A 23270-nucleotide genomic window follows, 5' to 3' on the forward strand; every position below is an offset into this window, starting at 1 on the left:
GGGCTCTCACGGGGGCGCGGACGTCGGTCCGCGCACGATCGCCAGATTCTGCGCCCTGGAGGGGGCCTTGCCGCAAGGCCCCCCGTGCGCTATACCTTGGAAAGGGAGGCCGGTCGGCCTCCCTTTTCGTGCCCGTCGCCTGCCGGCCACCCGGAACCGGCGACGCGCCCCGGCGCAGCGTCAGACGGGCGCGCCGCGGTCGAGACCTTGGGTCGCGACGAGGTCCTCGTGGAGCTCGAACCACACCCGGTGGCAGGAGTCGACGTCGGTGCGGTCGACCCAGCCGCCGTCCCCCGCGAGAACATGCTCCAGCGCGGCAGAGAACCGCGCGTCGTACCCGCCGAACCGGGTGAGGACGGATCGCAGGCGGTCGACGAGCGGGGCCAGGGCGCGATCGAGCGCGGCGAGCTCGTCGAGGACGCGGGCGTCCCACACGGGGTCGGTGTGGTCGTTGGCCGCGAGCCGGTCGCCCACCACGGGGCGCAGCTGCCAGTCGGTGCAGGCGCGCTGGAGCCTCGCGTTCCACGGGAGGAACTCGCGGTACACCTCGCGGATCTCGTCGCCGGCACCGGTGCTCGCGAGCTCGCGAGCTCGCGCGCCAGCCGACGCTCGTTCTCGGCCCTGCCGGCCCCGGTCAGCGACCACCCCTCCAGGCCCGCGAAGGCGGCGTGGTCCACCCAGCCGCGCGCCTCGGCGTCGCGCAGCAGGTCGACCGTCACCGCCAGGTCCAGCCCGAAGCGGCCGGCGACCGCTGCGGAGCCGGCGAACCCGGTGATCCGCACGGCGTGCAGGACCAGGAGGTCGGTGGCCGAGTCGCGGGTCACGATCCCGCGCCCTGCCGCGCGGTGAGCCGCCCGTAGTGCTGCTGGCACGCCTGCGGGGAGTTGAACCCCGTCGCGTCGGCGATCTGGGCCCAGGTCAGGCCCGCGCTGCGTGCGGTGAACAGCAGGCCCGCCTCGAGACCTTCGACCTCGGCCCGCGCGGCGGGGAGCAGCGTGAGCGCGGCGAGGACGCCGTCGGGAGCCAGGTCGGTTGACCGCCAGAGCGCGAAGTGCGCGAGGTCCACGGCCGACGGCGGCACGGACGCCGGTCGCCACGGGCGGTCGCCGAGGGCGTCGGCGCCGAGCGCGAGGAGGTGCTCGCGCGCGTCCTGCTCGCGGCGCGCCTGGGTGTGGTCCGCCCTCGTGACGTCGTGCTTGCGTGTCATGCGGTCGATCCTGCAGAATCAACGAAACGTTGTCAATGTTCTGTTGAAGGGACGCCGGATGATCGTCCGCCTGCGGGACGCCACGGCGAGCACCAGTGGCGGCAAGGCGACCGCGCTGGGCGCCCTGCTGCGCGCGGGCGTGCCGGTGCCCGACGGTTTCGTCGTCCCGTTCGACGCCCCTCGCGGAACCGCCGGCGCGCTGTCTGTCGGTCTGCTCGACGCGCTCGCCGCCGGCCTCGGGTCCCTCGGTGACCCGCCCGTCGCGGTGCGGTCGTCGGCATCCGGCGAGGACACGGCAGCGGCGTCCGCGGCGGGGCAGCACGAGAGCGTGCTCGGGGTGCGCGGCGCCGACGAGGTCGCCGACGCCGTCCGCGCCTGCTGGGCCTCGCTCCACTCGCCACGTGCCGTCGCGTACCGGGGCACCTCGGGCCTCGACCGGTCGCCCGGCGCTCCGGCCATGGCCGTGCTCGTCCAGCGCCTCGTGGACGCCGAGGTCTCCGGCGTGATGTTCACGCCCGCCGACCCCGACGGCACGACCCGGATCGAGGCGTCGTGGGGGCTCGGGCCGAGCGTCGTCGGGGGCACGGTCACCCCGGACGCGTACCGCGTCGCCGCCGCGGACGGGCCGGTCACCCGGACCGTCGCCGACAAGCGGACCCGCCTCGACCGCGACGGCGCACGCCTCGTCACGCGCGACGTGCCCGCCGCCGATCGCACCCGAGCGACGCTCGACGACCGGACCGCGCTACGGCTCGCGAGGCTCGGCCGGGAGGTCGCCGCACTCCTCGGCGGCCCGCAGGACGTCGAGTGGGCCGTCGCCGGCGGCCAGGTGGGTCCTGCAGTCCCGGCCGGTCACGGCCGCCCCGCCCCCGGATCCTCCCGGTGCTCGGACCGCATCGCCCGCCGTGCTGTCCGGGACACCAGGCAGCCGCGGGACTGCGACCGGCACCGCACGGATCGTGCGCGGTCCCGCCGACTTCGCCCGGGTCCGTCCGGGCGACGTCCTGGTCTGCCCCTGGACCGACCCGGCCTGGACGCCGCTGCTGCGCATCGTCGCCGGCGTCGTCACCGAGACCGGAGGCGCGCTCTCCCACGCGGCGATCGTCGCCCGCGAGCAGCGCATCCCCGCCGTCCTCGGCGTCCCCAGCGCGACCACGCTGCTGCCGGACGGCGCCCTCGTCACCCTCGACGGCGCCGCCGGCACCGTCGCCCCGACCAGCCCTTGACCGGAGAGGACCCGCCCGACCATGGCGACCCGACACCTCTACATCGCGCGGCACGGCGAAGCCGACCCGTTCGGCGAGCTCACCGACACGGGCCGACGACAGGCGGGCTTGCTGGGCGAACGCCTCGCAGGTCTCCCGGTCGACGCCGTGTGGCACTCCCCGCTCCCGAGAGCCGTCGCCAGCGCGCACGAGCTCGCCGGGCACCTGCCGCCGCAGACGCCCGTGGCCGAGGCCACCGAGCTCGTCGACCACGTCCCCTACGTCCCCGCTCTCGCCGAGACACCCGCGGCGTGGGCCCCGTTCTTCGACGGCTACGACGCGCAGGAGGCCGCCGCAGGGAACAGAACGGCCCAGGCCCTGGTCGCCCGCTTCGCGTCGGCGCCCGGGCGGGCCCGCGACACGCACGAGGTCCTCGTCACGCACGCCTACCAGGTCGCCTGGCTCGTGCGCGACGCCCTCGGCGCTCCCCCGGCCCGCTGGCTCGGCCTCGACAGCGCCAACACCGGCCTCACGGTGATCGAGCACCGCACCGGCCTGCCGCCCGCGCTCGTGATGTTCAACGACCTGAGCCACCTGCCCGCCGACCTGCGCTGGACCGGCTTCCCCGGCCCCGCACGGCCCTGAGGCGGTTGCCGCACGTCAGCTCTCCGCGCGGCCCTCGCGCCAGTAGCCCATGAACGCGACGGCACGGCGGTCGACGCCCAGCTCGGCGACGAGGTGGCGACGCAGCGTCTTGATCGCGCTCGCCTCGCCCGCGAGCCACGCGTAGAGGACCGTGTCCTCCTCGAGCAGGCCCGGGACCTCCCAGAGGATCGACGCGTCGACGTCGACGTCCTCGAGGTCCTCGGCCGTGCGGCACTGCGCGGGCGGGTCGGTCCCGAGGACCCCTGCGGCGAGGATGCGCTCGGCCGCGGCCTTGACCGCGTCGACGAGGAGTGCGCCGTGCGCGACCGGTGCCGCGCCGTCGGCCGGCTCCGCCGCGTCACGGCCGAGCCACGTCACGCGGACGCCCGGCGGCGCCGCGAGGGGACGCTCGTCCGCGGCGTGCGGCACCTCGACGTACACCTCGCCCCACGCGTCGGCGGGCAGGTCCTCGCAGATCGCGGCGATGGCGGGCAGCGCCGTCTCGTCGCCCGCGAACAGGAGCGCGTGGGCGCGGGCCGGGGGCCGGAACTCGATCCCGCCGACGGGGCCGTCGAACGTCGCGTCCGGGCCGAGCAGGACGAGCGGGGTGCCGACCTGCGCGTCGAGCGCCCAGCGCGACGCCGGGCCGGCGTCGCCGTGCAGCACGACGTCCACGTCCACCTCGCGCGCCTCGGGGCGCACGGCGACGGTCGTGTACGTGCGCAGCGGGTTGCGGCGCTCCTCGGGCTGCGCACGCCACGCGGCGTACCATCCGTCGGCGTCGCGCACGAGGTGCTCGTACCCGCCGTCACCGGCCGGGAGGACGAACTTGATGCGCACGTCCAGACCCGGGTCTCCGAACAGGTCGAGCTCGGGGCCGGTGAACGTGAACCGGCGGAAGCTCGGCGAGACCTGCACGACGCGCGCCACCTGGACGTCGAAGAAGCGCCACGGCGCCGTCGTCCGCGCGGCAGGCCGGGTGGTAGCGGCTCGGCGGGCGGCACGCGGTGCGGCGACGGTCTGACTCACACAGGTGAGGCTAACCTACGCGCCCCGCACGGGGTCAACCCGTCCGGTGGACGACCTGGTCGCCGGGTGCGTGAGTCGCGTCACGCCGCGCGGCCGCGGCTGCGCCACAGCAGGTAGACGAAGTACGGAGCGCCGAGCAGCGCCGTGCCGAGCCCCGCGGGGATCTGCCCCGGCGCGATGACACGGGGGCGGGCTCACCCGTGGACGTGCCGGTGGGGTCGTCGTGCCGGCTCGGTCGGCCCGCGCGACGGCGGCCGGTCCTCGTCGGCGGCGTGTGCCCGCGTCGGGGACGGCTGGTGCTCGCCACCGAGCGCCACCGGGACGACGAGCGCACGGTGGTCCGAGAGCCCGGTGTCGACGGCGGACGCGTGGGCGGTCGCGCGGACCGCCCCGTGGGCGAGGATGTGGTCGAGCTGGCGGGTCGGCTCCGCGACGGGGAACGTCGCCGCCGACGCGAGGGGGTACCAGCCGCTCGTGCGCGCAGCCTGCGGCGCGTCGACGTTGAGGTCCCCGAGGAGCACGACCGGCTCCCCGTCGGGGGTCTCCTCCGCGAGCGAGCGCGTGAGGCGCACGAGCTGCGTGAGGTTGCGCCCCGGCACGAACGTGAGGTGGGTGCAGGCCACGGTGATGCGCCCGCCGGGGGCGTCGACGCGCGCGACGAGCGCCGCGCGGGGCTCGTCGCGCACCAGCGTCGGCAGGCGGCTCCCCGGGAACCGGACGGGGACCTGCGTGCGCGGCGGCGGCATGACGACGGTGCGCCACGCCGTGACGGGGTAGCGGCTCACGACGGCGATCCCGTAGGCCGCCTGTCCTGGCTGGCGCTCGCCCGTGGGCGCCGTCCAGACGCCGGGCTCCCCGACGAGCGTCGCGACGAACCGGTGGTCGGCCGCTCCCGCCGCCTCGGCGGCGACGGCCGTGAGGTCCGCGTGGTGCGAGCGCGGCTGGTCCCGGTCCACCTCCTGCAGCGCGAGGACGTCCGCGTCGAGCGCGCGGACCGCGTCCGCGAAGCGGTCGAGGTCGACGGTGTCGTCGACGGTCGACCGCCCGTGGAGGATGTTGAACGTCGCGAGGCGCATCGACTCGATTCTGGGCATCCCTCCCCGCGGTCGCACCTCCAGTTCCCTCCGTGCACCCGCGACGTGCCAGCGGGGCCCGCGTGGTGTAGACCCTGGGGCATGGTGGACGACAGGGACGCGCTGCACGACGGGCTGCGCATGACGGCGGCCGCGCTCGCCGAGGCCGAGATCCCGCACGCGCTCGTGGGCGGCTACGCCGCGTGGGCGCGCGGAGCGCCCGAGCCGAGCCACGACGCCGACTTCGCGATCCGCGAGGTCGACGTCGACCGCGCGCGCGACGTGCTGCGCGCCGCGGGTCTGAAGATCACCGAGCCCACCGAGAACTGGCTGTTCAAGGCGTACCACGGCGGCGAGCTCATCGACGTCCTGTACCGCATGGTCGGCGAGCCGATCGACGACGACCTCCTGTCCCGGACCGACGAGCTGGAGGTGCTCGCCGTGCGGATGCCCGTGCTCGCGGCGACGGAGATCATGGCCTCGAAGCTGCGCGTCATCGGCGAGCACTTCTGCGACTTCTCCCGTCTGCTGCCCGTCGCCCGGGCGATGCGCGAGCAGATCGACTGGACCGAGGTCCGCCGTCGCGTCGACGACAACCCGTACGCGCGCTCCTTCCTCTTCCTGCTCGACGAGCTCGGGGTCGTGGACGCGACCCAGATGCACGACGACAGGACCGCGAACCCGGGCCGCACCTCAGAGCCTGCGTCGGGAGACCCGTCGAGTCACCTGGAGTGACGGCGCCGCCTCGCGCCGATGCCCCGTCTGTCCCGATTCGTCCCTCGGCGCGCGAGCGGGCGCAAGCGTGGTGAGGGTGGAGGGGTAACGCCCGCCAACGACAGGAGGTATCCGATGAGCACGGTCACCCAGTCGATCGACGTCAGCGTCCCCGTCCGCACGGCCTACGACCAGTGGACGCAGTTCGAGGAGTTCCCGCGCTTCATGGAAGGCGTGGAGGAGATCCGCCAGCTCGACGCGACGCACACGCACTGGAGGACGAAGATCGGCGGCGTGGAGCGCGAGTTCGACGCCGAGATCACCGAGCAGCACCCCGACGAGCGCGTCGCGTGGAACAGCACCTCCGGCCCCGACCACGCGGGCGTCGTGACGTTCCACCGGCTGAACGACGCCGAGACGCGCGTCACGGTGCAGCTCGACTGGTCGCCCGAGGGCGTCGTCGAGAAGGCCGGCGACCTGCTCCAGCTCGACGAGCGCCGCGTGAAGGGCGACCTCGCGCGGTTCAAGGAGTTCATCGAGTCCCGAGGAGCCGAGACGGGCGCGTGGCGCGGGGACGTCGGCTGACGCGCGCCGGGCGAGGTCGTCCGCCTGGCCTCATGCTGGTGCGATGACCACGCCCACCTCCGCCTCGTCCCGCACGTCCGGGGACGGGGCGGAGGTGCGTCTCACCGTGGACGGCCTGGGGGCCGTCGCCCACGTCTCGGGAGCCGGTGCACCGGACCTGGCGGTCGTGCTCGTGCACGGCGTCGGGTCCTCGTCGCGCGCGTTCGACCCCGTGCGGCGCGCGCGCCTCCGACCGGGCGCGGGCCCGGCGACGGCGGTGCACGCGATCGACCTGCCGGGGTTCGGCTCAGCGCCCCGCGCGCGGCACGACGTGTCGATCGAGGAGCACGCCGCCGTCGTCGCGGGATACGTGCGGGGGCACGTGCTTCCCGACGCTCACGGCCCTGCGCACGCCGGACCGTCCCCCGCAATCGTCCTCGTCGGGCACTCGATGGGCGCCCAGGTCGTAGGCCAGGCCATGGCGGACCACCCTCGCGAGGCGCCGGCCGGGGTCCTGATCGGCCCGACGGCGGACCGCCGGGCCCGTACCGCCCCGCGCCAGGCGCTGCGGCTCGCCCGCGACGCGTTCGGCGAACGGCCGCGCGCGCTCGGGACGCTCGCCGTCGACTACGTGCTGCGCTGCTCGCTGCCCCACTACGCACGCCAGGTCCGCTCGATGCTGGGGCACCGGCTCGAGGATGTCCTGCCCCGCGTGCCGGGCCGCGTCGTCGTGCTGCGCGGCGCGGACGACCCGATCGCGCCGCGCGCGTGGGGACGGGAGCTCGCCGCCGCGGCGCCGCACGGCGAGTACCGCGAGGTCCGCGGTCGTCATCACACCATGAACGCCGACCCGGAGGGGGTCGTCGCGGCGGTGCTCGCCGCCGGGGGGTTCTCGGCGTGAGCGCGGGCCGCACGTGGTGGGACGGGCTGCGCCTGCGGGACCGCGCCGCGGACTACGCGTACGTCGCGCTGCGCCAGGTGGAGCACGCGCTGCACCCTCGGCGCCCCGTCCCCACCGGCCCGGGCGGCCGGGCTCCCGTGGTGCTGCTGCCCGGGGTGTACGAGACGTGGCAGCTGCTCGCTCCCGTCGCCGACGCGCTCGCCGCGGCGGGCCATCCCGTGCACGCCGTGCCGGGTCTCGGGTACAACCGGCGGCCCTTCGCCGAGGCGGCCGAGCGCACCGCGGACGTCCTCGCGCAGGCCGACCTGCGCGACGTCGTCCTCGTCGCGCACAGCAAGGGCGGGCTCATCGGCAAGCGCGTCATGCTGTCCGCCGCCGGTTCCCGCGTCGCGGGCATGGTGGCCGTCGCGACGCCGTTCGCCGGCTCGCGCTATGCGCAGTACCTCGTCGGCCGCACGCTGCGGGCCTTCGCGCCGCACGACGCCGCGCTCCTCGCGCTCGCGGCGGAGCGCGGCGTCGACGCCCGGATCACCGCCGTCTACCCCCGGTTCGACCCGCACATCCCCGAGACCGGCCGGCTCGAGGGCGCGCGGAACGTCGAGCTCCCGCTCGCCGGCCACTTCCGCCTCCTCGGCGACCCCACGCTCGTCGAGGCCGTCGTGCGCGAGGTCGACCGCCTGTCCCGGTCCACGGCGGCGCGCTGAGTCGGCAGCCTCAGGCCGAGGCGGCCGACCCGTCCGGCCCCACCGCCACGCGCACGAGCTCCTGCGTGCACCGGGTCATCGCGACGTACAGGCCGTTCCAGCCGCGCGGCTCGGCGGCGATTCCGTCGGGGTCCACGACGACGACGGCGTCCCACTCGAGCCCCTTGGCATCCGACGCGCCGAGCACGGGGACCTCTTCGCGCAGAACGGCGCCGACGTCCTCGCGCAGGCCCGCGAGCCGCGCGTGCGGCGCCACGACACCGACCGTGCCGCCGTCGTACCGCGCGGCGAGCACGGCGACCTCGGCCGCGACGGCCGCCCCGAGCCCGGCCGCGCCCGACGACACGTCGCGCGGCGGGACGCCCGACGAGCGCACCGCGCGCGGCGGCGTGCTGCGGCTGCCCGCCCGTTGCAGCACGGGGCCGACGAGGTCCATCACCTCGCGCGGCGTGCGGTAGCAGATGGTCAGGTCGGCACGGCGCCAGCGGGTCCCGAGCACCGGGCCGACGGCGTCGTCCCAGTCGGTGTGGGGGTGCGGCGACCGGGTCTGGTCGACGTCGCCCACGGCCGTCACGGACCGGGTGGGGCTGCGCCGCAGCACCATGTGCCACTGCATGGGCGAGAGCTCCTGCGCCTCGTCCACCACGACGTGCCCGTACACCCAGTCCCGCCGCGCCGCCGCACGCCCGGCGAGGAAGTCGCCCTGGTCGCCCGGCTCGTCGTCGGTGCCGAGCGCGTCGGCCAGCGCGTCGAGGAGCGGCACGTCGCTCGGCGCGAGGGCGGCGGGCTCGCCCACGACCCGGTCCACCTCCCCCTCCGAGAGCTCCGGTGCGAGGCGGGAGAGCAGCGTGGCGTCGCCCAGCAGGTCGTCCAGCGCGGTGCGCGGGTCCACGACCGGCCACCAGGCGTCGAGCACGCCCGTGACCACGGCGTCGCGCGCGAGGTCGGCGCGCAGCCGCTCGAGGTCGTCCTCCGTGAGCTCGCCGTCGACGTCGCCGCCCTTCGCGCCGGTGGCCTGCGCCCGGTCGTCGCGCGCGGCGAGCCCGGCGTCGAGGCGGCCGAGCACGTCCTCGAACCCCTCCTCCATCCGCTCGAGCAGCTCCGCGTGGCGCGCCGCGACCTCGTCCACGAGCGCGTCGAGCAGCAGGTCGTGCGCCCGCCGGCGCGCGGCGAGCACGCTGCGGCCCCCGGCCCGGGCGGCGCGCAGGACGCGCGAGACCCGGTCGGCGCCGAGCGTGTGCGGCTCGCCGTCGACCCGCACCGCGAGCACCCGCGCATCCGGAACGAGGGAGTCGGCGTACCGCGCGACGACGTCCTGCCACAGCGCGCGGCCCTTGATCTCGGCGACGTCCCGCTCCTCCTCGCGCTCCGGCACGACGCCGGGCACGAGCGTGTCGCACGTCGCCGACACGACGGCCGTCTCCCCGAGCGCGGGCAGCACCTGGGCGACGTACTCGAGGAACCGCGTCGACGGGCCGAGCAGGAGGACGCCCCGCTCGGCGAGGTGCGGGTGCGTGAACAGCAGGTACGCGACGCGGTGCAGCGCCACGACGGTCTTTCCCGTGCCCGGGCCGCCCTGGACGACGAGCGTCTGGTCGGCGGGGGCGCGCACGATCGCGTCCTGCTCGGTCTGGAGCGTCGCGACGGCGGTCCCCATGCGTCCCGTGCGGCGCTCGGACAGCGCGGCGAGCAGGGCGCCCTCGCCGACGAGCCCGTCGTCTGCTCCCTTGCCGTCGACGCCGTCGAGCGGCTCGTCGTCCACGCCCGTCACGCGCTCCCCCGAGGTGCGCACGTGCCGACGGTGCGCGAGGCCCTGCGGCTCGAGCGCCGTCGCGGTGTAGAAGGCGCGCGCCCCGGGTGCGCGCCAGTCGAGCACGAGCGGGTCGGCGCCGTCGTCCGCCGCCGCGATCCCGACCCGGCCGACGTGACGCGTCGCCCCGTCGAGCGTGTCGATGCGACCGAAGACGAGCCCGCTGTCCGCGTGCTCGAGCTCGGCCCGACGCCGTCGCAACCCGGCGCGACGGGAGTGCTCGACGTCGGCCTCCGTCCCGGACGTGTCGGTCTCGGCGGGCGCCGCCAGCTGCGCGTCCAGCTCGTCGAGCAGCTGCACCCTGCGTGCGAGCGCGGCATCGAGGTGCCGCTGCTCCTCGGCCAGGGCGTGCGCCGCGGCGTCGTGCGGGGTGAGCTCCTGCAGCGTGGTGGCAGGAGTGGTGATGGACGGGGAGGGCTGGACCGGCATGAAACCTCTTCTCGTACGACGTACGGCCACGGGGCCAACGCGCAGGTGCGCCAGGTTGTTCCCGGCGACCGAAAATCGTCCGGACGGCATCCCCCGGGAGGTCAGGACACCCGCGTCGCCCAGAACGCCACGGCCGACGCCGCCGCGACGTTGAGCGAGTCGACCTCCCCAGCCATGGGGATCCTCACGACTCGGTCCGCCGCCTCGACCGCGCCGCGCGAGAGCCCGTCGCCCTCGGTGCCGAGCACGAGGGCGAGCCGCTCGGGCGGGTCGGCGACGACGTCGTCGAGGCTCACCGCGTCGTCGGCCAGCGCGAGCGCGGCGACGGTGAAGCCCTCGTCGCGCAGGACGTCGAGCCCGCCCGGCCACGACTCGAACCGCGTCCACGGCACCTGGAACACCGTGCCCATGCTCACGCGCACCGAGCGGCGGTACAGCGGGTCGGAGCAGCGCGGCGAGACGAGCACCGCGTCGACGCCGAGCGCGGCGGCCGACCGGAAGATCGCACCGACGTTCGTGTGGTCGACGATGTCCTCGAGCACCGCGACGCGGCGCGCACCGGTCCCGCCGCGTGCGGCGGAGAGCAGGTCGTGGACGGTGGGGACGGGCGGGCGGTGCATCGCCGCCAGCGCGCCGCGGTGCAGGTGGAACCCGGTGATCGCCTCGAGCACGTCGGGTGCGCCGAGGTACACCGGGACGGGCTCGCCCGTGCCGCCCAGGGCGTCGTCGACCGGGAGCGCGGCGATGTCCTCGGCGAGGTCGTCGAGCCAGCGCTCGGCCATGAGGAACGACCGCGGCCGGTGCCCAGCGGCGAGCGCGCGCCGGATGACGGTCGAGCTCTCCGCGATGTACAGCCCCTTCTCGGGCTCGTGCTTCGACCGCAGCGCGACGTCGGTCAGGCGGTTGTAGTCCGCGAGGCGGTCGTCGGCGGGGTCGGTGACGTGCACGACCCGCAGGTCGGCCCGGGTGCTGGTCTCGCTCACGTGGTCGATTCTCCCAGCACCCCGAGGGTGGCCGTCAGGTGTGTCCCCAGTCCGCGACGAGGAGGAGCGGCTCGTCCAGTCCGAGCAGGGCGACCTGGACCAGCAGCGTCAGGACGAGCAGGCCGACGGGTATCCCGATGCCGAGGAGAGCCCCTGCGGCCGCCCGACGACGGGTCAGCCCGCTCGAGGACCCGCGGCGCAGGACCACGGAGGCGATCGCTGCGAGAGCCGCGAGCAGACCGGCTCCGGCCACGGCGCTCAGAACCACGCCGGGGTCGGGGTCCCCGTCGAGGAATCCGAGGTCGGCTCCCGCACGCAGTGCCGCCAGCTCCCTCAGGTGCGTCGAGACCGCCCGGGCGAGCAGAAGGGTCGGCAGCACGCCGACGAGCGCCGTGCCGAGGACGACCAGCGCGCCGGTGTTGCGGCCACGAGACATCGGTCGCGGCGGACAGTCGACGGGAGGCATGGGGCGAACGGTAGCAAGGCCGCAGACAGAACATCCGGATCATGCCCCGTGGCACGACGCCGCCTCGCGAGGTCGCGCTCGACGCACGAGGCGGCCGCGACCTCGGCCCGGGCCCTTCGTCTCTCGCGCGATCCGGACTTCGGGGGTCGAATAGGGGCATGGGACCCGCGCCGGACGCTGCACCGACCCCCGCCTCGGCGGCCTCTTCGACCTCCGCGACCACAGCCGAGCGCCCCCTCGACGCGCCGTGGTCGCGCCCGCCCGACGACGTCCTCGCCGAGCTGGGCACGGACGCGGGCGGGCTCTCGAACGCCGACGCCGCGGCGCGGCTCGCGGACGTGGGGCCCAACCGGCTGCCCCCGCCGCAGCGCGACCCGCTGTGGAAGCGGATCCTCGTGCACTTCGACGACGTGCTCATCTACATCCTGCTCGTCTCGGCCGTGCTCAAGGCGATCCTCGGCGACTGGGTCGACTTCACGGTCATCCTCGCGGTCGCGGTCATCAACGCCGCGATCGGCTTCATCCAGGAGGGGCGCGCGGAGAGCGCGCTCGAGGGCATCCGCAACATGCTGTCGGTCAACGCCGAGGTCCGGCGCGACGGCGCGTGGGCGAAGGTGGACGCCGACGACGTCGTCCCGGGCGACGTCGTCCGGGTGCGGTCGGGCGACCGCGTGCCCGCCGACGTGCGGCTCCTGCAGGCGACGAACCTGCGCGTCGAGGAGTCCGCGCTCACGGGCGAGTCGGTGGCGGCGTCGAAGTCCGTGGACCCGGTCGGAGCCGACGCGGGCGTCGGCGACCGGTCGAGCATGCTCTTCTCGAGCACGATCGTCGCGGCCGGGCAGGGCGTCGGCGTCGTGACGGCGACGGGCTCGGCCACGGAGATCGGCCGCATCCAGACGATGATCTCCGAGGTCCGCAGCCTCGCGACCCCGCTCACGCGCCAGCTCGACCGGTTCGGCAAGCTGCTCGCGGTGCTCATCCTCGCGATGGCGGTCGTCATGGTCGTCATCGGCCGTGTGGTCCACGACTTCTCGGTGCCCGAGCTGATCTCCGCCTCGATCGGCTTCGCGGTCGCCGCGGTGCCCGAGGGCCTTCCCGCGCTCGTGACCATCACGCTCGCGCTCGGCGTGCAGCAGATGGCTCGACGTCGGGCGATCACGCGCAAGCTCCCCGCCGTCGAGACGCTGGGTTCGGTCACCACGATCTGCTCGGACAAGACCGGCACGCTCACCAAGAACGAGATGACCGCGCGCACGGTCCGCACGCACGGTCGCGCGTTCGCCGTCGCGGGCGCGGGGTACGCGCCCGTCGGGGACGTGACGGTGCCCGACGGCGGTCCTCGCCCCGGGGCGGCCGACGGGCCGGGTGAGGGGGCCGCCCAGGGCGGCGCGACGCCGTCGGACACGAGGCATGCCGACCTGACCACGGACCGCGACCTCGCAGCCCTCGCGACCGTCATGATGCTCTGCAACGACGCGCGGATCGTCTCCGACGAGTCCGATGCGGACGGCTGGCGGCTCGTGGGCGAGCCGACCGAGGGCGCGCTGCGCACGCTCGGCATGAAGGCGGGTGTGGACGCGACGGGGTGGCGCCGCGTCGCCGTCGTGCCGTTCGAGTCCGAGAACAAGTTCATGGCGACGCTCGACGCCGACCCCGACGGCGGCCTGCACGTGCACGTCAAGGGCGCGCCCGACCGCGTGCTCGACCGCTGCGCGACCCAGGTGAGCGCGGACGGGACGTCCGAGCCGCTCGACCGCACGTTCTGGGACGAGCAGATCGACGCCCTCGGCGGGCGCGGGCTCCGCGTCCTCGCCGCGGCACGACGGACCGCCGCCGACGGCACGGACGACCTCGACGTGGACGACGTCGACGACGGGCTGGAGCTGTGCGGGCTCGTCGGGATCGTCGACCCGCCGCGCCCCGAGGCGGTCGAGGCCATCGCCGAGTGCCGCGACGCGGGCATCCGCGTGAAGATGATCACCGGCGACCACGCCGGCACCGCGCTCGCGATCGGCCGCGAGATGGGCATCGTGGACCCCCACGACGGGACCGGGGCGGCGCCCGCGGTGCTCACCGGCCCCGAGCTCGAGGAGATGAGCAACGAGCAGCTCCGCGCCGTGGTGCGCGAGGTCGACGTGTACGCGCGCACGAGCCCCGAGCACAAGATCCGGATCGTGTCGGCGCTGCAGTCGCACGGTGAGGTCGTCGCCATGACCGGTGACGGCGTCAACGACGCTCCGGCGCTCACCCAGGCCGACGTCGGCGTCGCGATGGGCATCAAGGGCACCGAGGCGACCAAGGAGGCCGCCGAGGTCGTGCTCGCGGACGACAACTTCGCGACCATCGAGCGTGCCGTGAAGGAGGGGCGGCGGATCTACGACAACATCCGCAAGTCCGTGCTCTTCCTGCTGCCGACGAACGGCGCGCAGTCGCTCGTCATCCTCGTCGCGGTGCTGTTCGGCCTCACGCTGCCGCTGCAGCCCGTCCAGGTCCTGTGGATCAACATGATCACCGCCGTCACGCTGTCCCTCGCGCTCGCGTACGAGAAGGCAGAGCCTGACGTCATGCACCGCGCCCCGCGCGACCCGAAGGCGTCGATCCTCGACGGCGCGTACGTGCGGCGCATCCTCATGGTCTCGCTGATCATCGGCGGGGCGACGATCCTGCTGTTCTACGTCGAGCGCGCGCAGGGCGTGCCGCTCGCCGAGGCGCAGACGACGGCGGTCACGATGCTCGCGCTCGGCCAGCTTGCGTACCTCTTCAACTGCCGGTTCCTCGACCGGTCGAGCCTCACGCTCGACGTGCTGCGCGGCAACCGCGTCGTGTGGATCTCCGCGGCGACGCTCCTCGCGCTCCAGGCCGTGTTCGTCTACGCGCCGTTCATGCACTCATGGTTCGACTCCGCGCCCATCGACGCCGCCGAGTGGGGCAAGACGCTCGGGCTCGCGGTCGTCGTCTTCCTGCTCGTCGAGGTGATCAAATGGGTCGGGCGGCGCTGGACGGCGCGCGACCACGTCCCGACCCTCGTCGACCGCCACCACGGCACGTCCGCCGACCGGGACTGACCACCACCGATCCTGAACCCCCGACCCCGAGCACCCGAGGAGAGACACCGTGTGCAGTCCCGCCCCGTGCCCCACGTGCGGCAAGACCACCTGGACCGGCTGCGGCATGCACGCCGACGAGGTCATGGCCGAGGTGCCGCCCGAGCGGCGCTGCACCTGCGACTGACGCCCAGGCCGGCTCAGCCGGCTGCCGGACGCCCCGCGGGCTCCGCGGCGGCATCGTCGGTGGTCTCCGCCTCGGCACCGACCGGCGCCGCGAACTGGCTCTCGTACAGCCGCGCGTAGGCGCCGCCCGCCGCCAGCAGCGCGTCGTGCGTGCCCTGCTCGACGATCGAGCCGTGCTCCATGACGAGGATCGTGTCCGCGTCGCGGATCGTCGACAGCCGGTGCGCGATGACGAACGACGTGCGCCCGGCGCGCAGCGCGTTCATCGCCTGCTGCACGAGCACCTCGGTACGCGTGTCCACCGAGCTCGTCGCCTCGTCGAGCACGAGGATCGCCGGGTCGGCGAGGAACGCGCGCGCGATCGTGAGGAGCTGCTTCTCCCCCGCGCTCACGCTCGAGCCCTCGTCGTCGATCACGGTCGCGTACCCGTCGGGCAGCGTCCGCACGAACGGGTCGACGTGCGTCGCCCGGGTCGCGGCGAGGAAGGCCTCTTCGTCGACGGTCCGGCCGTCGCGCACGCCGTAGCGCAGGTTCTCCTCGATCGTGCCCTTGAACAACCAGGTGTCCTGGAGCACCATCCCGATGTCCGAGCGCAGGCCGTCGCGCGTCATGTCGCGCGTGTCGACGCCGTCGAGCGTGATCCGCCCGGAGTCGACGTCGTAGAAGCGCATGAGCAGGTTGACGAGCGTCGTCTTGCCGGCGCCCGTCGGGCCGACGATCGCGATCGTCTGACCCGGCTCGACCGTGAGGTCGAGGTGCTCGATGAGCGGGACCTCGGGGTCGTAGGAGAACGACACGTCCTCGAACGCGACGCGGCCCCGGACCGGGTCGACCGTCGCGGCGCGCGACGGGTCCGGCGTCTGCTCCTCGGCGTCGAGCAGGTCGTACACGCGCTCCGCCGACGCCACGCCCGACTGGAGCAGGTTCATCATCGACGCGATCTGCGTGATGGGCTGCGTGAACTGGCGCGAGTACTGGATGAACGCCTGCACGTCACCGAGGGTGAGCGTGCCGGACGCGACGCGCAGACCGCCGACCACCGCGACGATGACGTAGTTGAGGTTCGCGACGAAGCCCATCGCCGGCTGGATCGTGCCGGAGATGAACTGCGCCTTGAAGCTCGCGTCGTACAGGTCGCCGTTCTCGCGCTCGAAGTCGTCGATCGCCGCCTGCTGGTGGCCGTAGACCTTGACGAGCGTGTGACCGGTGTACATCTCCTCGATGTGGGCGTTCAGCCGACCCGTCGCGGCCCACTGCTGGATGAACTGCGGCTGCGAGCGCTTCGCGATCTGCGCGGTGATGATCACGGACAGCGGGACGGTGACGAGCGCGACGATCGCGAGCAACGGCGAGATCCAGAACATCACGCCGAGGACACCGAACACGGTCAGCACCGACGTGACGAGCTGCGACAGCGTCTGCGTCAGCGTCTGGGAGATGTTGTCGATATCGTTCGTCACGCGCGAGAGGATCTCGCCGCGCTGGTTGCGGTCGAAGTACGACAGCGGGAGCCGCCCGAGCTTCGCCTGCACCTCGGCGCGCAGCCGGTAGACCGTGCGCTGGACGACGATCGCCGTGATGCGGCCCTGGAGCCAGCCGAAGAGGAACGACCCCACGTACACGGCGAGCACCCAGGCGAGCACCGTCGCGAGCGCGGAGAAGTCGATGCCCGCGCCGGGGACGAGGCCCGGCACGCCGGAGACGAGGTCCGCGACCTGGTCCTGCCCCTGGGCGCGCAGCGCCTCCACGGCCTGCGCCTGCGTCACGCCCGCCGGGAGCTGCGAGCCGACGACGCCCGCGAAGATGATGTTCGTCGCGTTGCCCAGGAGCTTCGGGCCGGCGACGGCGAGCGCCACGGACACGACGCCGAGGATCACGACGGCGACGATCGGCACGCGCTCGGGCCGCAGGGACCCGGCGAACCGTCGCAGCGAGCCCTTGAAGTCCAGGGCCTTCTCGGCGGGCATGCCCATGCCGCCCATCGGGCCAGGGCCGCCACCACCGCGAGGGCGGCCCGCGAGGCGGGTCCGCGCGACGTCCTTGGCGGGCGCGTCCGTCGCGGGCGCGTCCGTGGCCGGGGCCTCCTGCTCGCCGCTCATGCTGCCTCCTCCATGGAGAGCTGGGAGTAGACGATCTCCTGGTAGGTCTCGTTCGACTCGAGGAGCTCGGTGTGCGTGCCCCGGCCGACGATGCGGCCGTGGTCGAGCACGAGGATCTGGTCGGCGCCGCGGATCGTCGCGACGCGCTGCGCGACGACGATCACGGTGGAGTGCCGTGTCCGGGGCGCGAGCGCGGCCCGCAGCCGGGCGTCGGTCGCGTAGTCGAGCGCCGAGAACGAGTCGTCGAAGAGGTAGACCGCGGGGTCGCGCACGATCGCCCGGGCGATGGCGAGCCGTTGGCGCTGCCCGCCCGAGAAGTTCGTGCCACCCTGCGCGACGGGCGTGTCGAGACCGGCGTCGAGCGCCTCGACGAAGTCGCGCGCCTGCGCGACCTCGAGCGCGGCCCACACCTCGTCGTCGCTCGCGTCGGGCTTGCCGTAGCGCACGTTGTCGGCGATCGTCCCGGAGAACAGGTACGCCTTCTGCGGGACGAGGCCGAGCAGCGAGCCGAGGTCCGCTCCCGAGAGGTCGCGCACGTCGGTGCCGTCGATCCGCACCGCGCCGGCGGTGACGTCGAAGAGCCGCGGCACGAGGTTGAGGAGCGTCGTCTTGCCCGACCCGGTGGAGCCGATGATCGCGGTCGTCTGCCCGGGCTCCGCCGTGAACGACACGTCGTGCAGGACCGGCTCCTCGGCGCCGGGGTACCCGAACCCCACGCCGTCGAGCTCGACGCGACCCGTGCGGCTGGTCAGCGCGACCGGGTGCTCCGGCTCGACGACGGTGGCCGGGGTGCTCACGACGTCGGTGATGCGCTCCGCGGACACCGCGGCGCGCGGCACCATCATGAACATCATCGTCGACATCATCACGGCCATGAGGATGTACATGAGGTAGGACAGGAACGCCGTGAGAGCCCCCACCTCCATGTTCCCCGCGTCGATCTGCCGGCCGCCGAACCACAGCACGGCGACGCTCGAGGCGTTCATCACGAGCATGACGGTCGGGAACATGAGCGCCATGAGCTTGCCCGCCTTGAGCGAGACGTCGAACAGCGCGTCGTTCGCGACGGCGAACCGCTCCTCCTCGCGACGCTCGCGCACGAACGCGCGGACCACGCGGATGCCCGTGATCTGCTCGCGCAGCACGGCGTTGATCGCGTCGATCTTCTTCTGCATCTGCCGGAAGTACGGGACCATCCGCCAGATGATCAGGCCCACGGCGACGCCGAGCACGGGGACGATGACGAGGAGCAGCGCCGAGAGCTCGACGTTCTCCTGCAGCGCCATGACCACGCCGCCGACGAGCATGATCGGCGCCATGACCATGATCGTCAGCGAGAGCAGCACGAGCATCTGCACCTGCTGCACGTCGTTGGTCGTGCGCGTGATGAGCGACGGCGCGCCGAACTGACCCATCTCCTGCGCCGAGAACCGCTGGACGTTCGTGAAGAGCCTGGCCCGGACGTCGCGGCCGAACGACATCGCGACGCGCGCGCCGAAGTACACCGCGGCCACCGCGCACACGACCTGGCCGAGGCTCACGAGCAGCATCCAGCCGCCCGTGCGCATGATGTACGCCGTGTCGCCCTGCGTCACGCCCTGGTCGATGATGTCCGCGTTGAGGCTCGGGAGGTAGAGCGACGCGAGGGTCGCGACGAGCTGGAGCACGAGGAGGACGGCGATCGGCGTCCGGTACGGACGCAGCTGCGTCCGCAGGAGTCTGACGAGCATGAGGTTCCTGTCCGGGTGGGGGCTTCAGGACGGCGCACGGCGGCGCCAAGAGGTCATCGCAAGGGTCGGGACGGGTTCCGCTGCCGCGTCAGGGAGAGGGGTCGGTGGCGACGTCCGCGCCGATGCCGCCCAGGACCAGGTCGGCGAGCTGCACGGCGTCGAGCCTGTCACCGCCGGACAGGTGCGGCAAGGCGTTTCCGAAGACGAGGGAGAAGACGGCGCGGGCGGCCAGCGCGGGTTCGACGCGCAGCTCGTCGCGGTGCGCCTCGAGCGTGGTCTCGATCGCCCCGACGATCGCGCGGGCGGACCGTTCGCGCACGTCGATCCCCTCGCCGGGCGCTCCGCGCAACCGGCGCACCGCCTCGGCGCGTCGTTCGTCAGCGCCCGGCTCCTGCCGAGCGGCTGCCCCGTCGCGATCGCGCATGACATCGCCGTGCCGGTGGGGGTCGAGCACCTGGTGGGCCGCGGCGAAGATCCGCATGCCGACGCGCTGCGCCTCGACGAGGAACGCGACGATGCTCGTGACGAGGGGTCGTAGGCCGTCATCGTCGGGCAGCAGGCCGATCGCCTCGACGGCCGGCGCAGGGTCGAGCGAGCGCACCACGGCCGCGTGCAGGATCTCGCCCTTGTCCGCGAACGCTCGGAACAGCGTCCCTTCCGCGACGCCTGCGGCGTCCGCGATCTGGCGCGTCGTGACCGCGGCACCGTGCTGGACGAGCAGCGGGATCGTCGCCGCCGCGATGGCGTCCCGGCGATCCTCGCGCGACAGCGGTCGCGCACGCGAGCGCTCCGTGGCGGGCGACACGTCCGCGGGGACGGGGATGGGGATCACGCCTGCGAGCGTAACTGAGTGAGCACTCACTCGCACGCATCTCCGCCGAGGGCGAAATGGCGCAGGCCCCGCACCAGTGCGGTGCGGGGCCTTCCTCAGCGGCTCGGCGGGTACGACGGCGGAGGCTCGTCCGCGGGCGGCTCGCCCGGCTGGGGCGCGTCCTCGACCGGGGGCGGCGCGTACTGCGACGGCCCGCCGAGCGGACGCGGAGCCGCGGTCCCGGGCTCCGTCGGCGGCACGCGGTGCTCGCCCGCACGGCCGGGGTGCTGGCCACGCTCGGACTGCGGGTCGAACGGCAGGCCCGACCGCGTCCCCGCGCTCGTGGCGTCGGCGGTCGCCGCCTCGGCCTGGCGTCGCGCCTCGGCCAGCGCCTCCGCCGGGTCGGTGAGCGACGGCGTCCCGAACCGCACGCGGTCGCGGTCACGCTCGCGGCGTGCCTCCGCTGCCTCCGCGGACTCGGCGTCGCCGGTGTCCGGGGCGCTCGGCACTCCCCCGCCGCTGATGCCCGGCACCCCGCCGAAGCCCTTGGCGATGGACCCGAGCGCTGCCGTGAACTCGGTGGGTACGACCCACAGCTTGCTCGCGGTGCCGTTGGCGATCTGCGGGAGCATCTGCAGGTACTGGTAGGCGAGCAGCTTGGGGTCCGCATCGCCCTCGTGGATCGCGTCGAACACCTGGAGGATCGCGCGCGCCTCGCCCTCAGCCGTGAGGATCTTCGCCTGCGCGTCACCCTCGGCGCGCAGGATCGCCGCCTGCTTCTCACCCTCGGCCGTGAGGATCTGGGACTGCTTGAAACCCTCGGCCGTGAGGATCGCGGCGCGACGGTCACGCTCGGCGCGCATCTGCTGCTCCATCGACCCCTGCACGCTCGCCGGCGGGTCGATCGACTTCAGCTCGACGCGGTTGACGCGGATCCCCCAGCGGCCGGTGGCCTCGTCGAGCACGCCACGGAGCTGGCCGTTGATCTGGTCGCGGCTCGTGAGCGTCTGCTCGAGGTCCATGGACCCGATGACGTTGCGCAGCGTCGTGACGGTGAGCTGCTCGATCGCCGTGATGTAGTTCGCGATCTCGTAGACCGCCGACTTGGGCTCGGTCACCTGGAAGTAGATGACCGTGTCGATGCTCACGACGAGGTTGTCCGACGTGATGACCGGCTGCGGCGGGAACGACACGACCTGCTCGCGCAGGTCGACCGAGGCGCGCACGCGGTCGACGAACGGCACGAGCAGGTGCAACCCCGGCTCGAGCGTGCGCGAGTAGCGACCCAGCCGCTCGACGATGATCGCGACCGCCTGCGGAACGATGCGCACCGCCTTGGCGAGCGCGACGATCACGAAGATCAGGACGAGCGCGAGAACCACGTACGCGAGGATCGTTCCGGGGCTGGGGTCGTTCATCGACTACCTCCTGGTGGTCGGTCGCGCCGCCGCGGCGGCAGTACCTGTCGGTGCGTGCTGAACCGGTCGGTCACGTCCCGGTCGGGTGTTCCGCCGGAAGCGGAGCGACGACGGCGGTCGCGCCGTCGATCCGCACGACCCGGACCTCGGTCCCCCCGGGGATCTCGGGGGCGTCCGCCTCGGTGCGCGCCGTCCAGACCTCCCCGACGAGCTTGACCCGACCTCCGAACTCGCTCACGCGGTCGACCACGAGCGCGGTACGCCCGACGTGCGCCGAGACGTTGGTCTCCGTCAGCGGGACGCGCGAGCGCAGGTGCCGCAGGAGCCACGGGCGCAGCGTGACGAGCAGGATCACGCTCACGACGGCGAACGTCAGGATCTGCAACCACAGCGGCCCACCGGCGGCGTTGACGCCGGCCGCTGCGAGCGCGCCGCCGGCGAACATGATGAGGACCAGATCCAGCGAGATGATCTCGATGAGAGCGAAGAGCAACCCCGCTCCGACCCACCACAGCCAGTCCATCTCGACCCCCGTTCCCACGTGGAGACTTTACACGGACTTTACCGAAGTTCCGCCCGGATTGCACGCCGTCCGAGAGGTCGTCGCGGCGGTCAGGGACGCGCGGCGCGCGCCATCCACCGGCCTCCGCCGTGTGCGACGAGCAGCGGCAGCCCGAACGCGTCGCTGAGATTCTCCGCCGTGAGGACCTCGCCGATCGGCCCGGCGCGGTGCACCTGACCGTCGCGCAGCAGCATGAGGTGCGTGAACCCGGGCGGGATCTCCTCCACATGGTGCGTCACGAGGACGAGGACCGGCGACAGAGGGTCGCCGGCCAGCTCCGCGAGGGCCGCTACGAGCTCCTCGCGACCACCGAGGTCGAGCCCGGCCGCGGGCTCGTCGAGGAGAAGGAGCTCGGGGTCCGTCATGAGGGATCGGGCGATCTGGGTCCGCTTGCGCTCGCCCTCGGAGAGCGTCCCGAACGTGCGCTCGGCGAGATGGGCCATGCCGAACGCGGCGAGCAGGTCGTCGGCGCGCTCGGCGTCGAACTCCTCGTACGCCTCGCGCCAGCGCCCGGTGACGCCGTACGCGGCCGTGAGCACGACGTCGCGCACCGCCTCGTCACCCGGGATCCGCTCGGCCAGCGCGGCCGAGGCGAGGCCGATGCGGGGCCGCAGCTCGAAGACGTCGGTGCGGCCCAGACGCTCGCCGAGCAGCTCCGCCGTCCCGACGGTCGGGTGCATCCGCGCCGACGCGATCTGCAGCAGCGTCGTCTTCCCGGCGCCGTTGCGGCCGAGCACCACCCAGCGCTCGCCCTCGTTCACCTGCCAGTCCACCGCGTCGAGGATGGTCGTGGTGCCCCGCCGGACGGTGACACCCTTCAGGTCGAGAACGGCGCTCATGGTCCCCGACCCTATAGGTTGGCCGTCGTGGTTTCCCATTCGTCCGAGGGCCCGCACGGCGGGCCCGACAGGGGCTCCGCGTCCAGCGCCGGGGTCCTGCCGCGCAGCGCCCTCCTCGCGCTCTGGCTGCGCTCCGCGCCGCGCCTCTCCGACGACGGGCTCGCACGCCTCGTGCGCGCCGTCCAGCGCGACGACGAGCCGCACGTCGTCGCCGGGGCGCTCGGCGACGTCCGGCTCGCCGACCTCGCGGGTGCGTGGGCGGGCGACGTGCGCGAGGTCGTGGCGCTCTCCCCCGCACCGGGTGACGTGACGGGCACCCCTCCTGAGGTCGGTCCGCACGCGACGGACGTCGGCGAGTGCGTCGTCGTCACCACGTCGGCGGGGTCGTGGGCGCTCGTCCCCGAGGTCTCCGAGTTCGGCAGCCACCTCGAGCCCGGCCACCTCGTGACGTGGCACGTGAGCGCGGTCGGCCCGTGGATGCTGCGCGTCCTGGGTGCCGTCGGCTCCCTCGCCGACGCGGAGGGCGACCTGCGCACCGCGCTCCTCGTCGCGACGCGAGCGCTCGACGAGCTCGACGTCGCGAGGTGGCGCGAGGACGCGGCCGACGCCATCGCCGGGCTCCGGTCCGGCGGCGCACCCGGCTGGCAGCTGCCCGACGCCGTCGACGGGCGCGCCGTGCGCGTCCTGACCCAGGCGGTACGCCTGCGCGCGATCGTCGACCTCGCCTCCGACGACGACGGCGGCGCCGTGAACCTCTGGCAGGCCGACCAGCGGTCCACCGCCCTGCGCGAGGTCGAGCGCGCCGCCCGCCGCGCGATCGGCGCCGCGACGTTCTGGACCTCGTCGTCACC

The 23270-nt window shown here is 74.0% G+C and carries 22 protein-coding genes and 1 pseudogene; 10 read left to right on the forward strand and 13 right to left on the reverse strand.

Annotation, left to right across the window (positions count from 1 at the left end; translation table 11 throughout):
- Positions 1-180 precede the first annotated feature (180 nt).
- The gene (locus tag AC4H2H_RS02985; RefSeq protein ID WP_494369318.1) at positions 181-645 is read right to left on the reverse strand and encodes a hypothetical protein; all 465 of its coding nucleotides are present in this window, start codon (positions 643-645) and stop codon (positions 181-183) included.
- A 175-nt stretch (positions 646-820) separates the two neighbouring features.
- Positions 821-1207 carry a DNA-binding protein gene (locus AC4H2H_RS02990; protein WP_494369319.1) on the reverse strand — a complete coding sequence of 129 codons (387 nt, stop codon included), beginning with the start codon at positions 1205-1207 and terminating at the stop codon, positions 821-823.
- A 58-nt stretch (positions 1208-1265) separates the two neighbouring features.
- Between AC4H2H_RS02990 and AC4H2H_RS02995 the strand changes: the two are divergent.
- The 3 genes and pseudogenes from AC4H2H_RS02995 to AC4H2H_RS03005 all read left to right on the forward strand — a co-directional run.
- A pseudogene (locus AC4H2H_RS02995) lies at positions 1266-1967 on the forward strand (PEP/pyruvate-binding domain-containing protein); the annotation flags it as partial.
- Positions 1968-2166: 199 nt separating this feature from the next.
- Positions 2167-2433 (forward strand): PEP-utilizing enzyme, encoded by a 267-nt coding sequence (locus AC4H2H_RS03000; RefSeq protein ID WP_494369320.1) that lies wholly within the window; start codon positions 2167-2169, stop codon positions 2431-2433.
- A gap of 21 nt (positions 2434-2454) precedes the next feature.
- Complete coding sequence (locus AC4H2H_RS03005) at positions 2455-3057, forward strand: histidine phosphatase family protein (RefSeq protein ID WP_494369321.1); 603 nt, start codon at positions 2455-2457, stop codon at positions 3055-3057.
- A gap of 15 nt (positions 3058-3072) precedes the next feature.
- Here AC4H2H_RS03005 and AC4H2H_RS03010 read toward each other — a convergent pair whose 3' ends face one another.
- Complete coding sequence (locus AC4H2H_RS03010) at positions 3073-4086, reverse strand: siderophore-interacting protein (protein WP_494369322.1); 1014 nt, start codon at positions 4084-4086, stop codon at positions 3073-3075.
- 194 nt (positions 4087-4280) lie between these two features.
- Entirely contained in the window at positions 4281-5180 is a 900-nt protein-coding gene (locus tag AC4H2H_RS03015) for an endonuclease/exonuclease/phosphatase family protein (RefSeq protein WP_494369323.1), read from the reverse strand.
- Positions 5181-5261: 81 nt separating this feature from the next.
- On the opposite strand from AC4H2H_RS03015, the gene AC4H2H_RS03020 reads away from it, so the two are divergent.
- The 4 genes from AC4H2H_RS03020 to AC4H2H_RS03035 all read left to right on the forward strand — a co-directional run bounded on the left by AC4H2H_RS03020 (position 5262) and on the right by AC4H2H_RS03035 (position 8042).
- Positions 5262-5894, forward strand: a complete 633-nt coding sequence (locus AC4H2H_RS03020; RefSeq protein ID WP_494369324.1) for a nucleotidyltransferase family protein — start codon at positions 5262-5264, stop codon at positions 5892-5894.
- 114 nt (positions 5895-6008) lie between these two features.
- Positions 6009-6458, forward strand: coding sequence for an SRPBCC family protein (locus AC4H2H_RS03025; protein ID WP_494369325.1), 450 nt, complete (start codon positions 6009-6011; stop codon positions 6456-6458).
- A gap of 43 nt (positions 6459-6501) precedes the next feature.
- Positions 6502-7338 carry an alpha/beta fold hydrolase gene (locus tag AC4H2H_RS03030; RefSeq protein WP_494369326.1) on the forward strand — a complete coding sequence of 279 codons (837 nt, stop codon included), beginning with the start codon at positions 6502-6504 and terminating at the stop codon, positions 7336-7338.
- On the forward strand, positions 7335-8042 hold the full coding sequence (locus tag AC4H2H_RS03035) for an esterase/lipase family protein (protein WP_494369327.1): 708 nt from the start codon (positions 7335-7337) through the stop codon (positions 8040-8042). Before AC4H2H_RS03030 ends, AC4H2H_RS03035 begins: the two co-directional genes overlap by 4 nt.
- Before the next feature lie 10 nt (positions 8043-8052).
- Here the strand turns inward: AC4H2H_RS03035 and AC4H2H_RS03040 are convergent, their stop codons facing one another.
- The 3 genes from AC4H2H_RS03040 to AC4H2H_RS03050 form a co-directional block, all read right to left on the reverse strand.
- Positions 8053-10281, reverse strand: coding sequence for a HelD family protein (locus tag AC4H2H_RS03040; RefSeq protein WP_494369328.1), 2229 nt, complete (start codon positions 10279-10281; stop codon positions 8053-8055).
- A 101-nt stretch (positions 10282-10382) separates the two neighbouring features.
- Positions 10383-11264, reverse strand: a complete 882-nt coding sequence (locus tag AC4H2H_RS03045) for a TrmH family RNA methyltransferase (RefSeq protein WP_494369329.1) — start codon at positions 11262-11264, stop codon at positions 10383-10385.
- A gap of 34 nt (positions 11265-11298) precedes the next feature.
- Complete coding sequence (locus AC4H2H_RS03050) at positions 11299-11730, reverse strand: hypothetical protein (protein ID WP_494369330.1); 432 nt, start codon at positions 11728-11730, stop codon at positions 11299-11301.
- 158 nt (positions 11731-11888) lie between these two features.
- Here AC4H2H_RS03050 and AC4H2H_RS03055 point away from each other — a divergent pair, with 158 nt between their 5' ends.
- Complete coding sequence (locus AC4H2H_RS03055) at positions 11889-14795, forward strand: cation-translocating P-type ATPase (RefSeq protein WP_494369331.1); 2907 nt, start codon at positions 11889-11891, stop codon at positions 14793-14795.
- Between the two features lie 49 nt (positions 14796-14844).
- Positions 14845-14961: a DUF8730 family Cys-rich protein gene (locus AC4H2H_RS03060; RefSeq protein WP_494369332.1), complete on the forward strand. Its 117-nt coding sequence runs from the start codon at positions 14845-14847 to the stop codon at positions 14959-14961.
- 13 nt (positions 14962-14974) lie between these two features.
- On the opposite strand, the gene AC4H2H_RS03065 is transcribed toward AC4H2H_RS03060, so the two are convergent.
- The 6 genes from AC4H2H_RS03065 to AC4H2H_RS03090 all read right to left on the reverse strand — a co-directional run bounded on the left by AC4H2H_RS03065 (position 14975) and on the right by AC4H2H_RS03090 (position 22419).
- Entirely contained in the window at positions 14975-17059 is a 2085-nt protein-coding gene (locus AC4H2H_RS03065) for an ABC transporter ATP-binding protein (RefSeq protein ID WP_494369333.1), read from the reverse strand.
- Entirely contained in the window at positions 17056-18789 is a 1734-nt protein-coding gene (locus tag AC4H2H_RS03070) for an ABC transporter ATP-binding protein (RefSeq protein WP_494369334.1), read from the reverse strand. Before AC4H2H_RS03070 ends, AC4H2H_RS03065 begins: the two co-directional genes overlap by 4 nt.
- Positions 18790-18877: 88 nt before the next feature.
- Positions 18878-19621, reverse strand: coding sequence for a TetR/AcrR family transcriptional regulator (locus AC4H2H_RS03075; RefSeq protein WP_494369335.1), 744 nt, complete (start codon positions 19619-19621; stop codon positions 18878-18880).
- Between the two features lie 95 nt (positions 19622-19716).
- Positions 19717-21018: an SPFH domain-containing protein gene (locus AC4H2H_RS03080; RefSeq protein WP_494369336.1), complete on the reverse strand. Its 1302-nt coding sequence runs from the start codon at positions 21016-21018 to the stop codon at positions 19717-19719.
- 70 nt (positions 21019-21088) lie between these two features.
- Entirely contained in the window at positions 21089-21559 is a 471-nt protein-coding gene (locus AC4H2H_RS03085; protein ID WP_494369337.1) for an NfeD family protein, read from the reverse strand.
- A gap of 71 nt (positions 21560-21630) precedes the next feature.
- Positions 21631-22419: an ABC transporter ATP-binding protein gene (locus AC4H2H_RS03090; RefSeq protein ID WP_494369338.1), complete on the reverse strand. Its 789-nt coding sequence runs from the start codon at positions 22417-22419 to the stop codon at positions 21631-21633.
- Positions 22420-22446: 27 nt separating this feature from the next.
- On the opposite strand from AC4H2H_RS03090, the gene AC4H2H_RS03095 reads away from it, so the two are divergent.
- A partial coding sequence (locus tag AC4H2H_RS03095; protein ID WP_494369339.1) for an Rv1486c family protein occupies positions 22447-23270 on the forward strand: 824 nt, incomplete at its 3' end.

The organism is Cellulosimicrobium sp. BMG9.22, from assembly GCF_059159975.1.